We start from the raw sequence: 17219 nt of genomic DNA on the forward strand, positions 1-17219 counted from the left end.
AATAGCAGCCCCAGGGTCAACATTGATCCTAGGGCTGCTATTGATTTACGATTAATATCAGGCCAAATTAAAAGGATGACCAACTTGTAAATGGTCATCCTTTTAATTGTGATTCGGAGTTAACTACCTCCGTTTCTTACGCTTGTATGCGGATAGGAACATTCCAGATAATCCTAACGTAACTAATCCTAGTAGGTTGTACTCATCAGATTGATTTTCACCAGTCTGTGGTAGCTTGCCCTTAATACTGTTATTATTGCGGGTTCCCCTTACATCAGCACGGTGTTGCTTGATGTAGTTTTGCCGGTTATTAATCGTGGAGTAGCCACGCCGCTGAGGACGTTTCTTAGAAGGATTCCCTCCGGTATGATTGTGCTTGCCATTATCAGTCTTTTGACCATCTTTTCCGGTGTGATTATCAGTATCATATCCGGTACTATGCTTCCCATTCTGGTGAGACGTAGCTGATGATGACGAAGAGTGACTAGCATGACTGCTATGACTACTATGGCTATTAGAAACAGCAGACGAGATAACTGCTGAAGAGAAGCTAGCAGAAGCAGAAGGCGCCGCAGAACTTGCCGAGGCACTATCCGCAGCCGATGATTGGACAGCGGATTCTGAAGCGCTGGCTGAATTAGAAGCACTCGCACTGGCGGAGGCAGAAGCACTGGCACTCGCTGAAGCCGAGGCACTATGAGAAATCGACGCTGAGGCACTAGTTGAAGCGGATGCACTTGCCGAAGCTGAAGCCGAGGCGCTCGCACTAGCGGATGCACTAGCTGAGGCTGATGCACTCGCACTGGCGGAGGCTGATTGTGAATCCGCAGTTGATGCACTTGAAGCCTGACTACTTGCACTATCAGCAACTGAACTAGCGGATTTAACTAATTTAGCTAATGACGAAATTGTGGCAGAAGCAGCACTAGCAACTACGGCAGCGGACGAAGCCACTGCAGCGGTACTACTTGCCTCACTGGCAATCGATTCGGCAACTGATGCAGCGCTAACTGCTCCAGAAACGTTATTAGCGGCTGAGGCACTTGAAGCAGCAGCACTAGCGCTAGAAACTAGTTGTGCGTAACTACTCATTGCTTGGGTTGCGGAACTAAGAACGCTTGATGCACCCTTGGCAACCTGTGCCGTGCTGCTCATGTCACTGGCAAGGGAGTGGTTGTAAGCAGCTGCAGAACTGGCATCAGTAGCAGCCTTGGAAATGGCTGGATCGCCTGAATCGTTGCGAGCGGTTGAAGCCGTTTCACTAGCAACCTTATCGGTATTATTAATTTCTGAGTTAGCAGAACTAATCGTTGCCGAGTTGGTATTAACCGCGGTACTAGCTTCGCTGGCTTGAGAACTAACGATTGCAGAACCACTGTGTACGTTTGCAGAAGCGGAACTAGCCCGCACGCTGGCCTGACTATCGTTGTATGAGATGGCCTGACTAGCTGCGATACTGCCTTCAGAAGCAGCGATTGAAGCAGCGGTTTCTGCACTAGCAACCGTACTAGTTAAGCGATTGGTTGCAGATTGAGCGTTATCCGCAACCCTAGCTGACGATGCGCTTGAAACAACGACCTTTGCACTACTGATGGCGCTATTGGCAGAGCTAATTATTGCAGAATACGAATTAACCGCACTGTTAGCTGAACTAGCAAAACTAGCGTAACTAGAAACGACACTATTGGTAGATGCCGAATTTGCTGAATTAGCAGCCGAAGTTGCAGAATCAGCAGAACTAGCGGCGTCATTAGTAGCCGAACTAGCTTGACTGATTGCAATCGAATCAGAAATGACCTTCGCCCGATCATATTGAACCTGAGCATCATTAGCATCAGCACTAGCAATATCTGCGTCGCTCTTAGCACGGCTCTCAGCTGAGGATGCCAAAGCATTTTCAGATTGAACGGCGTTCGAATGAACAGCCGCATTCGATGCAGCAGCACTGGCACCCGCGGCAGCTGAAGCAGCCGCTTGGGCTGCAGAAACTGCTGCTGGAGCATTACTAATTGCAGCGTACGAACTCGCAGCACTAGATGCAGAGTTAGCAGTGGATGCGTCAGCAGACGCATTATTAGAGAAAGAATTAGCAGCGGCAGCATCACTAACGGCGTTATTTATGATGCTAGTTGCTTCACTAGCAGCTATGATTACATCGGATGACTTAGCAACTGCGTCGGCAGCATCTAAAGCCGCCCTAGCTTTAGCACTATCAATTTCTGAGTTACTAGTGTGAATCGTTTGGGCATGGTCATTAGCTGAACCCGCTTCTAAAGCCTTCGCAGATGTAACGTTAGCGTATGATACCGCATTCCTTTGAGCGGCAGTCGCAATCGAAGCGTTAGCACTAGCGGCTGGCGCAGCAATCTTTTCAGCACCTGACGTTACGGAACTAGCGGAATTAGCAACTGCTTCGGCACTGGCAATCACGGAAGCAACGATACTAGCTGCATGACTAGCAGCTGTGGAAGCTGCGACTACATTCGCACTGGCGGTTTGTGATGCACTAGTGGTTGAGTCATTCAAGCTATCCAGTTGCGCCTTAAGGGCTGCAATTGCATTCGATGCTGATTGGGCAGCTGCATTCTCACTTACAGCGGCATTTGATGCTGATTGGGCCGCCTTTAATTCGTTAGCAGCATCACTGGCATCCCCTGCCGTTGATGCATAACTAGATGCAGAACTGTAAGCTGCGTTGGCAGCACTACCGTTGACAGCCGCATTCGATGCGTTTTGACTGGCGACAGTAGCAAGGGATGCAAGCTGACTTTCAATTGTGCTTGCTGCGGATACGGCTGAACTAGCGATTGAACTAGCCGTATCAAATGCAGCTTTTGCACTACTCATTGAACTCATCTGTCCACTAATGTAAACGCTGTTGAACCCACTAAGGCTATTGACCAACGAATTAGCAGCACTAATTTCTGAATTCTGACTACTAATAGCAGCTGAGGACCGTTTGATTTGACCAGTAACTGTACCAGCAACGACTGAGGTTGCACTGGCACTAGCACTAGCCAATTCAGCAGAATTAGCATTAGCACTAGTTTCCTTCGCCACACTAGCAGCTGAATCAGCATCACTATTGGCAATTGCAGCAGTCCTAATGGCAACGCTCGCGCTACTAATCGTCATGGCGGCACTAGCAATGACCCCGGCTGCTGATGCAGCGGTGTTCTTAGCTGAAGATGCCTTAGCAGCAGCACTAGCAGCGATTGAAGATTGTGGAACAATTGCGGAACTAGCGGATTGAGCAATGACAGCCATCGAACTAGCATCACTTCGCAATGAAGCAGTTGCGGCAATATCATTAGATTGATCAGCCTGACTCAGGTCAGCACTAGCCTTTGCAGATGCGGAAATAGCGATTGATGATTGGATCAGTACTGCAGATGACGCACTATTGGCGGCACTTTGGGCAGCTGAGGCATCTGCACTAGCAGCATTCATCACCGTTGTTGCTGAAGTAGCAGCTGAAAGTGCAACACTTGCGGCCGAAATTTGGTTAGCGTTATAACTACTAATTCTAGTATTGACATAGCTATTAGCCTGTTTATTAGCAGCACTATTCGTATCACTATTCGATGCTGACGTCACTGCTGCGGAACTAGCTGTTGTAACAACGCTAGCATTATCATCGTTCGTCGCAGTCGTGTTCGAGCTGGTTACGGTCGCATTACTATTAGCAGCACTTTGGGCAACGCTAGCATCGTATGAGTGAACTACCGTATGGGCGCGATCGTTGTTAACAACGGCATCGGTAGCCATAGCGTTAGCAACTGATGATTCACTAACAGCTTTTTGACTGGCACTGTTGGCACTGGAAGTGGCAACCAAAGCGGCATTACTATTTTGGGCTGCATTAACAACAGCGGCGGATGCTGCTGATGACGCAGCAATAGCTTCAGAAAGATACTGAGCAACACTTGGTGCTCCAGGAACCTTCAAGGCACTATCGATTGCTGAAGATGCAGATGAGAATTTAGCCTTTGCAGTTTCAATTTCGGCTGAATTACTTTGGGTTGTAATCACCGCACTAGCTGCGACTGAGTAGGCACTGGATGCCACGGAACTTTGCGTCCCAGCATCAGATAAAGCAGAAGCTGCGCTGCTGTTATCCGAACTAGTTACGGCTGCCAAGCTGGCAAGTGAATTGGCAATTGTATCATTCCTTGCATACTGACTAGCAATTGAACCCGTATCTGCATTAGCTGACGATGCAATGGATCCAGGAACAGCCATTGCTGAGTGCATTGCATCGACTGCAGCACTGTCAGCTTTAGCAACCGCATCGCTTGCCTGATCAGCATGATAACTGTTCATGTTAATAATAATTGACGCAATGATTGTGGATGCTGAAGAAACAACCGCAGATGAAGCAGCACTACTTGCAGCAGCAGCAATTGAACTAGCCGATTTAATTTCATTCGATAGCGATGAAATTGCTGCGGATGCTGAACTAGCAGTAATCGATGCAGATGAAACTAATGACGCTTCGCTACTTGCGGAACGGGCGTACGATTCAGCAGCTGATGCTGCACTAACCGCTGCTGAAACATTTTGAGCAGCGGAAGCTGATGCTGCAGCCGCACTTTCACTAGCGGCAAGACTCGCATAGCTGCTCATCAATTGACTAGCGGAGTTAAGCGACGTAGCAGCATTGGAAGCAACGGTGGAAGCAGTAGTTACCTCATCCGACAATGTTTGGTTGTAGGCTGCTGCCGAACTAGCATCTGAAGCGGCGCTGCTAAGCAATGAGCTATTTGGATCATTCTTAGCGGTCTCAGCAGTTTCACTAGCAATCGCGCTGGTATTATTAGTGTCCTTAGTGACAGATGAACTAGATGCAGTATTCACTGGAACATCTGCACTAGCCACAGTAGCTGCGGCACTGGCTGAATTAGCATCGCTGGTTGCACTAGTAGCGGCTACACTAGCCCGTGAGCTGGCGTTGCTATCGTTGTATGAAATTGCTGCACTAGCAGCACTAGCTGCAACAGAAGCGGCGCTAGCAATCTGAATAGCCATGCTAGCAACATCAGGATTTAAGCTAACAGTTTGACTCTGAGCGCTACTTGCCCGTGATGCATCGGCAGAACTACTGTTAGTTGCACTACTTGTTACCGCCTTAGCGGAGGCAATTGAACTTTGATCTGCGTTAATTGAGGCGGTAATCGATGCAATTACTGAATTAGCAGAACTAATTACTGCCGATTGATTTGATACAAATTCGTTATTAGATGCAGCGACAACCGAATCAACCGTGCCGGTAGCGTTACTTGCAGCCTGTGAATTGTTTGCGGCAGAAGCACTCGCCTGGCTAATGGCAATCGAATCTGAAGTAATGGCAGCATGAGCAGAAGCAATTGTCGCTCCATCAGCATCAGCACTGGTGATTTGTGCATCAGAGCTGGCTAATGAGGATAGACTGTTTGCTGACTTTAGATTCTCAGCTGCCGCACTCGAGTGAGCGCTAGCCTGAGCTACAAATGAAGCGGCGGATACTGCAGCAGCGGATGCTAAACTAGCATTGGTTTGCGCAGTTGGGCCATCACTCTTATCGGCAACCGCACTGCTGGTATTATTTAAGTAGGAGGTGGCTAGGGATGCTTCCGCTGCAGCTTGGGCGGCGTAAGAACTTGCAGCAGTAGCGTTACTATTGGCACTGCTTACAAAGTTGTTCGCATTACTTGCTGCAGAGCTAGCTTCAGTTGCTTTTGAGACGGCATCCGAAGCGTATGAAAATGCACTAGCCTTAGCACTAGCAATTTCGGAATTACTTCCGGCGGAAATGGTCTGGGCATGGCTGTTAGTATCAACCGCATTATTAGCCCGACTAGCAGCTAAACTAGCAGAAGATGATGCTGATACTTGGGCATCACTAGTATCACTTGCGTTTTCGCTGGCTCCGCTTGCATCTGAATCAGCACTGGATGTGCTTGATGATGCAGCTGAGTTGGCAGAATTAGCAGTAGAACTAGCTGCAGAAACCACTGAGCTAACGTAGCTAGTAGCAAAACTAGCTGCAGAGCTAGCGCTGCTGGCTTGATTACTAGCATCACTAATTTCAGCCTGAGCGGCTGATTGAGCAGCTGCTAACTGATTCATTAACGATTGCACAACCGCTGCATTTGAACTGGCGCTATTGGTTTGAGCACTAACCCCACTAGCTGGTTCAACGGCAGCACTACTTGCACTAGAGGCAGCATTAGAATCACCATTTACCGCGGCAGCAGAAGATGCCACAATTGCGTCAGACTGAACGCTACTATTGTACGACTCTGCGCTGGTAACGTTAGTATCAGTAGCGGCAGAAAGTTTTGCAATCTGGTTAGCAATTGAACTAGCTAGGCTAACTACTGAATTAGCGGTACTTACATCGTTAATATAAGCGGCATTTGCACTGCTAGTTACACTAAACGCAGTCGAAACTGAAGCGTAACTACTATTATCGGAATTTAAAGTGGCAATTACCGATACCGCATTTGAAACCGATGCGGATTGACTTTGCACTGCAGCAGACGCGTTATTGATAGCGTTAGATTCAATACTTGCAGTTGCGGATTTCGAATGGATGGCACTCGCAGCAGATTGAGCCTGAACCACGTTAGCATTAGCAGTAGATGCTGTATTCGAAGCAGCATTAGCATAGCTATTTGCAACGATGGCGTTACTAATTGCAACGCTTGCGCTGTTGAGAGATGTTTTTGCTTGCGCAATTGTTTGGTTATCGGTGTCAACCGCAATTGAAGCCGCACTCGCACTACTAAATGCACTGGTAGCGACAGAAGCGGCACTCGCAGCCGTTGATTGGTCACCTTGCGCAGATGCAATCAAAGAACTAGCACTGTTCTTTAGTGAAATTGCTGCGTCACTAGTGATCGATGGCGAGTTAGCCGAACTAAGATAAGAAGCAGCTGTAGATGCGGCAACGCTAGCATTGGATTCAGCAGTACTTGCAACTATTGAAGCTGAGTTAGCAGTACTCAAGGCTGTTGAAGCATTCACACTTTGTTGACTAGCATCAGTACTTGCCGTGCTATTTACACTGGAAGCACTAGCTGCAATTGACATTTGATTAGAGTTATAGCTACTGATCCGGGTGGCAGAATTACTGATTGCCTGACTAGCTTGGGCGCTTGCCTGACTAAAGGTGGTTTGGTTATCAGTAGCATTACTACTTACCGTTACATAAATGGAATCTAAGCTCCCCTTCGCTTCACTAGTGGTGGTCGTATTTAAACTAGTGGTACTACTTGAAATGACCGTTGCACTGTGGACAACACTAGTTTCATACGAATCAACGGTAATGTTCGCACGGGCGTTGTTAATCACGGCATCATTTGCCTTTGCACTTGCGGTTGCATAGTCATTTAAAGCCGCTTTTTGATATGAAACTGCCAAATTATTATTTGTATTAGCAATTGAAGCCATGCTACTTGATTCACTTTCAGCAGATGATGCAAAGGACTGTTGAGTAACCGCATCATTAGCAGCAGAAATTGCCAATGGTCCGTTCTTTTCGGCTTCTGCCGTTGCAATTGAAGCACTATCAGCAGCCAGTTTACTCTTAGCATTTGACAGCGCAATGGAATCCTGAGTAACGACTGAAGTTGCACTGGATGCAATACTATAAGCAACCGATGCACTGTTAAGTTGTACTGCTGCATCACTTAATGCATTGGAAGCAATCGAATTATCGAAACTAGTATTGGATGCAAATGAAGATAACAATCCACCAATGGTTGCGTTGCTGGCATATGAACTTGCCAACGAAGCGGTTTCGATATTGGCTGAATTAGTGGTGCTAGCATAACTAGAAATGGCAGGGTAAACAGAGATAGTTACACTGTAAGCGATGGAAGCTGATGAATCATTAGCTGAAGATACTTGATAACTTTGGGCCGTACTCGAACGTGAACTAGTTACCGTGCTAGCACTTGCAACGGTGGATGAAACAATTGACGATGCCGCATATGAAGCTTGACTAGCCGTCTCCGATGCTGTTGATAGTTGTACTGTTTGAGTAGCAATTTCTGATTGGTAAGAAACCATTTGGTTACTAATAGCACTAGTAACAGCGTTCGCGCTAGCAGCCGTTGAATTGTTAGCACTAGCAATTTCCATTTGTGCTTTAGCTTCAGACTCAAAGAAATATGCGGAAGATGGATCTACAAATGGAACTAACGATCCGTTCGAAGCTGATGACGAGTTAGCATACAACGATGCTTGACTATAGTAGGAAGCAGCTCTAGAAGCAGCATCTGATGCTGCAATGGTAGCAGAGCTAGCAGCATTCACTGCGTTGGAATAGTTGCTCATATCACTAGCCACTGAGCTATTAATTCCACTAATTGATGCATTCGCTGAAGAAGCAGCTGCCTTAGCAGAACTTGCTGATACCATTTGAGAACTAAATGATGGTAACCCCGAGTTGTAACCAGCAAGACTGTCAACAGCGCTCGTCATTGTAGAAACTGCTGTACTATAGCTATTAGCAGACGAGTTCAAATCATTAATCGCGTTGCTGGTGTTAGTTACGGATGCGCTACGATCAACTATTGATTGGTTATTGGATGCTGCTGCTTCACTATCAGCTGAAGCAGAGTTAGCGTTATTGGATGCAACATCAGCAAAACTATTTGCGGCAATGGCATTACTGATAAAGATTGATGCAGATTCTGTATACGTATTTGCAGAACTTGCAAAATACCAATCTGCACCGGCACTTGATGATTGAACGTCTGCAATTGATAGTGCACTGGAAGCCACTTTTGAAGCAGATTCAGCTAGACTTGCGGTCGTTGATGCCGCAACGGCAACCGAACTAGCTATGCTCGGTTCCCCAGCAGCTGAAGCACTAGTGGCAGCCGAACTCTCACTAGCTGCATCCGAACTGAGTGACTGGGCAATGATGTTTGCAGAAGAAGCAACTGAAGCAGCAGAATAGGCAATCGACTTAGCAATTAGTGCATTGCTAACGGCACTACCGGCAACCCAAGTGGCAACCCCAGCTTCATAAGCAATGCTTTTGACTGCTTCTGAAGCCCGCGTATTAGGATAGGCGCTGGCACTATACTGAGCACCACCGTTATAACTATTGGCACTATCGTTGTTGAAAATGGTATTGGATGTTAAGCCACTAGTCAAAATTGCTTCACTAGTTGTGGCAGAATTATAATAACTAATGGATGCAATGTCAGAATTTGCAACTGAAGTATGACTAGCAGCTTCCTGGGAATACAGGTTCGCTAATGCCATGCTAGCATTCCACTTAGCTAATGATGCCGCCGTTAAAGCAGCATTACTAGCAATAATTGCAGTACTCAAAGCAATGGAAGCACTTGCCCGTACTCCGCTAACCAATGCTGAATCAGAAAGCGCTGCACTATTATACGAACTAGCTAACGTTGCTGCATTTGCGGCAGCGGAAGCACTCGACATCGCACTTGGTGCATTACTATTATCACTGTTGTTAGAGTTAGTCGCACTCCATAGACCATTAGCACTCGTTTGTTCACTAGCAGCCTGAGAAGCTTCAACTGAAGCCTTATTAGCATGTTCATTAGCAACTGAATTAGCTAAGCTAGCAGTAGTAACTGCTAAAGAAGCGATAATGCTATTACTAACGGCCACACTGTAGTTATCATTAGCGTTGGAAACATAGCGATTAAGATCACTATTACTGTATGCTCCTGCGTGCCCAGAAGCCATTGAAATCGCTGAACTAGCAACCGAGTTAGCATCATCCCGACTACTACTTGCGCTACTGGTTGAACTAGAGAGCCCCTTGTTCGTTTCAGCCGTCTTGTTATTATCAGTATCAACAATTGCTGAATCAATTTGGGCACCAGAATTAGCTGAGCTAGCTTGAGAACTAGCAGAACTTGCGGTATCACTTGCGGTACTTGCGGTAGTAGATGCACTACTCATTTCACTGGTTACATAGCTTACCGCAGAAACAGTCGCTGTCCTTGCGGCAGTTGAAGCACTAATTGCATTATAATTAGCCACACTTAAAACATCTGCTTGGACACTGGCATTATTATAGTAATCATTAGCTGAAGCAGATGCCGAGGTTGCAATTGCAGATTCAGAGTTAGCAATCGAGGTACTGATCGATGCCGTTGAGTAAGCGGAACTAGCCAAACTGGAGGCTAGTGATCCTGACAAACTACCATCCCCATTAGTAGCAAAGGACGATGCCAAGTTATAGTAACTATTGGCCAACGAAGCGTTCAAACTAGCAACTGAATTAGCGCTACTTGCGATGCTAGCCTGGATACTAGCTCCCGCACTATCGCTACTGAGGGCCGTTGTCGCTGAACTAGCAGCTGAAGTAGCAGAACTCAATACGGTTGCAGCGGAGCTAACCGTTTCACTCCAACTGGAAACTGAAGAATCAACGTGGTTATGAATGTTCAAAGAATTGAACGTAACTACATTGGAGTCCACTCCATTTGAAGCGGCGGTAATTGCACTCGAAGAGACGCTTCCGGCATTTGATAGGCTATTAACCGCACCATTAACACTTCCCGCTACACTGTTAGCTTGGGAAGTCGTTTGAGCATCGCTATTCGCAGTCGTTGCTGAATCAGAAGCCGAATTAGCTGATTGATGGGCTTGGTGGAATTCAGAAGCAGCTGAATAGTTAGATTCAGCAATCGAATCCATTTCATTTCCAGCGGAAGCCGCAGAACTAGTCCGCGTACTATCACTTTGCGCAGATGATAACGCAACCCGTGCGATATTACTGTTAAGCGCGGCTTGTGAGGATGCAGCAAAGGCAAGTGATGCAGCATAACTACCGACACTCCGGTCAGAGGTAGCTGAAGCGCTTTGGGCAATGCTATTAGCAGAAACTGCAATTGAATTTTGACTAGCAATCACAACCTCAACACTAGATGCACTTGAATAGGCAATGCTTGCATTAATGGATGCCGCTTGAGCATTAGAGAACGCTAAGCTAGCGACTGAAGCTGCGGAGCTAGCTTGACTAACCGCACTAGAAATCCAGACACTTCCTCGATCATTGCTGCCACCTTCATTGTTGTAAATATCCTGAGCGCTTTGCAAGGCGGCAGAAGCACTGGCGTAAACAGCACTTAAGCGATTGGCAATGACGTCAGCAGTACTGCTGACTGATTGAGCTGATTGAGAAGCTGATCGTGCATTAGAATATGCACTTGATACCTGTACGGCATTGGAAGAAGCTTGCAACGAGTATAAATTAGTAACTGCGCGGTTCGCCTCCACAATCGCGTTGGAGTTGGCAGTGCTGGCGTTGTCATTATAACTGCTTGCAGAACTAGCCGCCGTTTGGGCTAAACTAGCATAACTCGCTGCTACTGAATTAGCACTATCCAGAATTGAACGTTCCACTACTGCCACACTCGCATCATTGGAAGTGTTGGTAGCGTTAATTTGAGCTTGGATAGCATTAGGATATTCACCATTAATCCCGGTCATGCCATAAGTAGCATTAGCCTTAGAAGTGGCATCGTTTCGATATCCAGTTAGTAGTGACTCTGCATTCTTAGCGGCTATTGCAGCAGAACTAGCTAATGCGTTGTAATGGTCTGCATCACTGGCAGCTGCTAGTGCGGCCGAAGCATTGGAAGAAGCTACCGTTGAATAACTAGTTGCGGCTGAGCCTTCACTACTGACCTGATTGCCACCAAGGCCACTTTCAGAATTAGCGGCACTATTAATGTCAGCAATCGCAGAATCAACTGAATATTTGGTATTGGAGGCAGAAATTGCATTTTCATTTGCCGAGCTTAGTGCATTTTGAGCCGCACTAGCCGCACTATTAGCACTGGAAGCAGAGACCGTTCCAGTATTTGCAGTGTTGGCATTGGCAACGGCAACATGGTAAGCAGACTCAGCAATTCCGGCATCGACCGCCACACTTGCGTTATAAGCAATCGCGTTTTTCAACGAACCAATTGAATCAGCATAACTTTGAACCGCATTACTGGCATTATCAGCAATCGTTTGTTGAGCTAACGCACTGTTGGTCGCATTACTAGTTAAAACTTGATAACTATCAGCCGTGTTGGTATCACTCCAGGTATTATCAATCCACTGTTGAATTGCGGCACTATCATTAGCCACAGAAGCAGATTTAAACATTGAAATATCGTAAGCAACTTTCGAATTAGCTATACTAGTAAGAACTGCATTACTAATGGCAATAATACTGAAAGAATCAGCTGCAGATTTAGCAATAGAAGCGCTCAAACTTGCTGAATCTGCAGAAGCAGAATCAGCACTTGCCTGTAATGATAAGGCAGTATTAGCCGCAACCACTGCAGAAATTTTACTATTATCTGGATATAATGATGCCTGGGAAATAGCCATCGAATTAGCGCTACTAATTAATGAAACATTACTACTAATATTAGAATTAATATTATTTTGAATCGTACTGCTATCCCAGCCAGCCTTATTAGCAGCTGAAATCGCAACAGAACTATTCGCAATGGCTTGACTAGCAGCGTTAGAAGCAACAATACTTCCCCGATCACCAAAACCACCGGAAGACCCAGTTAATGCTGCCAACCGACTTAACGCATCACTGGCGGCAGAACTGGCGGTATTCCGAGCATCAGTAGCGATTGCAGAGTAAGAATTGATGGTTGCATTTAAACTATCTAGGGCAGCACTAGCAGATGAAACTACCGAATTAGCAGTACTAAGAAGTGCATAATAAGCGCTTAAGGAAGCCAATGCTGTACTGGCGGAAGCAATGTATTGGTTCGCGCTACTAGTTTCCCCTAAACTTGCAAAACTCATTGCAGTGGCAGATGCAGAGTAAGCAATCGCGTTATAGCTATTAATATCACTAAATAACGTCGTTGCTTGATTGGAATATGATGTCGCATCCGATTGAGCTTGGTTCGCATAAGCATGAACACTGTTAATAACGCTATTGGCATGTGAAGCCTGTTGATTTTCACTACTTGCAACGCTCGCGTCACTTTTGATGTCAGAATTATCAGGAACGATACTACTTGCCCAAGACGCTTTATCTGCACCACTAGATGCAACAATGGTGTTTGAACTAGCAACATCAGAAGCAATGGCATCATTTGATGAGTTTGAACTAGTCCCACTGGAATTCTTTCCAATCCAGTAATTATCGTTAGCGGCACTATTGGTAAGCTCCCCAGCACTACTTGCAATCGCAGTGGTTGTCGATTGTGCCGAAGCAATTGAATTGATTTCACTGGTAATGTTAGAACTAGCAGAATTAATGGTAGCTAGAGCGGAAGTGGCAACTGAATTCGCACTGTTGGCAATTGATAGGTAGTTGCTAATTTGATTAGCTGCCTGACTAGCAGCGCTAGAAAAGCCCGTCGCACTTACGGTAGCAGAACTAGCTAGGTTGGCCATTTGAGATGCTATATTAGCATATGAGGATGCTAACGCACTATTTTGAGCAGCAGATGCCGTTTTAGTTAGACCTTGGTAACTATTGACTAATGAAGTATATGAATTGGCAACTGATGCAGCCGAAGAAGCCGCTGAAATATTTATCGTTACCTGGCTACTTTGTAATTGGGCATTACTACCGGCACTAAGCACAGTAGCATTGGCAGCACTTGCAGCCAGATTAGCACTGCTTGCAATGATTGCATCACTGTTAATATTCTTGTTCGCTGAATTATTAAAACTACTTCTCGTCACCAAGTTATTAATTGAGTTAACGGCACTCGCTAATGAACTCGTACTTTGGGTAACGGATGTAATTGCACTCGTTCCATTTGTGGCTGAGCTAAGGTTAGTTTCCGCACCACTAAGGGCGCCATTAGCAATGGAATTGGTAGTTGCTGCACTAAAACTAACGCTAGCGGCCATGCTACTAGCGCTGTCAGTTCCGGATTTAATAACACTGCTTGCTAACGAAGCTGCATCACTGGCTGACTGTGCGAGGCTAGCAATACTTGATTGATCAGCACTGGCTAATGAATTAGCCTCACTAGCAACCACCTCAGCAGAACTAATAGTAGTAGCATATGAATTGGCAACGGAAGCTGCAGCGGTAATGTTTATTGCATATGAAGCCGCGGTTGAAATAGCAGAAGCTGTTTCAGAAGCATTCCCATGGTTAGCAGTTACAGAACTAACAAACGCACTCAAACTATCCACAACTGCAGAATATGATTGAGCGATCATTGCCGCTGAGTTTGCCAAATTTAAATTCTTTGATAGGACCTGATTAGCACTATTAGCAGTACTTTGTTTTTGAGTTAGGTCAAAATTAGCAATGGAGGTTTGGGTTGCCATTGAGAAAATGGCTGATGAAGCGCTAGAGACAGCTGAATTTTGGAAGTTATAAAAGTTCAAACTATTAACAAGACTCCCAGCATTCGATAATATAACGTTTTCGGAATTAGCTGCGGATGAGTATGAATTGATGTTGCTAACAAAAATACTTGTAGCAACATTATTACTATTTGCGACACTATTCGATGCACTCATGCTAGCAATCGAACTATTATTATTACTCGAAATGGAATTCATAACTACTGAATTACTTTGGTTAACGTAATCGTTAGCACTAGCTAGGTAGCTAGTAACTGCACTCGACTGATTTGCAACATCACTAGCTGCAGACTGCGCAGCAGTGCTTAAACTCCCTGCGGATTGAGTCGCTTGAACCGCCGATGCACTAGTTTGACTGGTTTGATTAGCCAAACTAGTTACTGAATTCGCTTGTGCAATTACACTTTTCACCATATTAAACGCCGCACTAAAATCACTGGCACTAGCAGCCTGTGAGACTGCTGTGCTAGCTGATTGAGCTGAGGTATAGGCCGAATTAGTCTGTGAAACTAAGGATTGGGCTGAAGCATTCAAACTGTTCAATTCACCAGCAAAGCTACTTTCAGCAGCTGAGTAAGTGGCTGCTGAATTGTAGGCCTGACTTGCTGATTGATAGGCAGCTTGAGCCGAAGCCAATGCACTGCTAACGTGAATATCATTGGCATTGTTTGAAGCCAACGAACTAAGTGAAGCCAGTGCGCTACTTGCTAAACTTAATGAAGCATTCGCACTGCTTAACAACTGCGTATTCATTGAAACATTGGCACTAGCTGTTTGGTTTGCCACACTAACTGATTGAGCCGCTGTAGATGCGGATTTTCCAGCCGCTGCTGCTGAGCTAGCCGCAGATTGGGCCATGCTATTAACGATTGTGGACTGATTAACGGTTGCGCTGCTTGCAATCTTATCGGATGCATCAACACTGGCATTAAACGAATCAACAGCAACGCTTAAGCTATTTAAAGCCGAATTAAAACTAACGTCGACTCCAGAAAATTGAGCTGAGTTAGAGTCAAAATTACTGGCCGCAACACTGGCATCGATACTAGCTGATTGAACGGAGTTTGCGGTTTCTTGAGCCGCACTTAGTTCACTAGCTGAAATTGAGCTGGCTGAAATGCTAGCCACATTTGATGATTGTTGACTGGCAACCACTGAAGCACTACTAATTGAAGTTGCATTTGCAGATGCAGCATTTTGAAAGTCACTAGCCGATTTTGAATAATTAGCGAGTTGGCTAGCTAACGCATCAATATTTTGAAGGGTGGTCTTAGCAGCGGAATAAGCATCACTAAGGGCACTGATATCTTTGGTTAAATCCGAATCACTAGGATTAGCTGATGCCAGACTATTAAGCACCTGCTGATCATTTACAATTGAGTTAATTTTTTGGCTAAGGCTATCAGCAGTTTGACTAGCAGATGACTGCTGGTTTATAAAACTACCAGTAGTACTTTGATTACTACTTAAAGCAGCGTTTGCCGATGAATTGACTGCTGAGATTGCAGCTGCAGCCTGATCAACGTAAGAAGCGATTGATTGCACCGCTGCCCGTTGCGATGAAGCAACAGAGGCGCTAGCAGCGGAAGCGATAGCTGCAGAATTGGCATCAGTCCCGTTAGATTGATCAGTACCCAATTTGTTTTCAACTTCTAAGTCACTTGTCGTATCGTTATTAGAAGCATTGCTGGAACTAGCGCTTGTTGTATCGTTACTAGAAGTGTTGCTGGAACTAGGACTTGCTGTATTGTTACCGGAAGCACTGTTTGAACTAGGACTTGTTGTATCGCTACTGGAATCATTGCTTGAACTGGAAGTTGTTGCATTGTCAGCATTCCGATCGTTCAAATTGGCATCAGAAATATTATCACTCACATTAGCTGATGAATTAACGTTAGCAGAACTTGAAGCCGTCAATTCACTACTTGCTTCCGTAGCGCTACTTTGCCTTTGACTATTACTGTCGTTGATAACGGTACTACTTATGTTAGAGTCTGCTTTTACATCAATTTGATGGGGCTGAAAAGCACTGGTCCCAACGATTCCAAAGAATGCGATTGAAACAACAACCCATTGCTTCTTTACCTTTCTAAGTAGCTTCTTTTCATTTAATTTTTTAAAATTGCCATTTTTATTATTCATCATAAATATCACCATGTTTCATTTCAATTATATCCAAACAATTTTTAATATATATATTTATGTATTACTTATAATGATATAAATCTTTCTATTTCTAATCGTATACTTTGTGTACAACAAAATCAAAATTTTAAACTGATATTTTATCAAAATAAATAGACATTGTTTTAGGTTAAGCCTCAAATCAATGCCTACTTTAATATTAAAATAATCAAGATTTAAATAATTAACTGATAAGCATAACCAGTATATAGTGGTTGCCTGATCATTCCATGCTTTTCAAAGCCCGTTTTTTCAATCGTGTGTTGCATAATTTGATTATCAACATGCGTATCGATTCTAATATCATGTAAATCATGAGCCTTAGCTAATGTAATAAAATCACTCATTAGATAGGAAGTTAAATGGCGGCCACGGAATTTATCTGATACTGAAATCATATGGATCGTCATGTGGTTATCACCATAACTTTCATCTAACGTAGAATCAGTCAAATAATCGTAGTTAACGTCATGCCCTAAAACAATATAAGCCGTTCCAGAAACTTGCCCATCGGTAATTAACACATAGTACATTTGTTGATTAATCAAGTCAGTAATTACTTTCTTATTAGGGTAGTCAGGAGTTTGCCACTGATCGATATCTTGTTCCTTCAAAAATTGTTTCGCGGATTCCACAATTGACCAAATTGCTTCAAAATCATTCATATCTGCTTTTCTTAAATAAGTGAGTGCCATATTATTATT

At 44.8% G+C, this 17219-nt stretch carries 2 protein-coding genes; both read right to left on the reverse strand.

Annotated features, from left to right (window positions below; translation table 11 throughout):
• Positions 1-123: 123 nt before the first annotated feature.
• Positions 124-16473 (reverse strand): LPXTG cell wall anchor domain-containing protein, encoded by a 16350-nt coding sequence (locus tag HZL42_RS06095; RefSeq protein ID WP_219282698.1) that lies wholly within the window; start codon positions 16471-16473, stop codon positions 124-126.
• A 218-nt stretch (positions 16474-16691) separates the two neighbouring features.
• Complete coding sequence (locus HZL42_RS06100) at positions 16692-17210, reverse strand: GNAT family N-acetyltransferase (RefSeq protein WP_219282699.1); 519 nt, start codon at positions 17208-17210, stop codon at positions 16692-16694.
• Positions 17211-17219: the final 9 nt, after the last annotated feature.

It is taken from the genome of Lactobacillus sp. Sy-1, assembly GCF_019303535.1.
Taxonomy (GTDB): domain Bacteria; phylum Bacillota; class Bacilli; order Lactobacillales; family Lactobacillaceae; genus Nicoliella.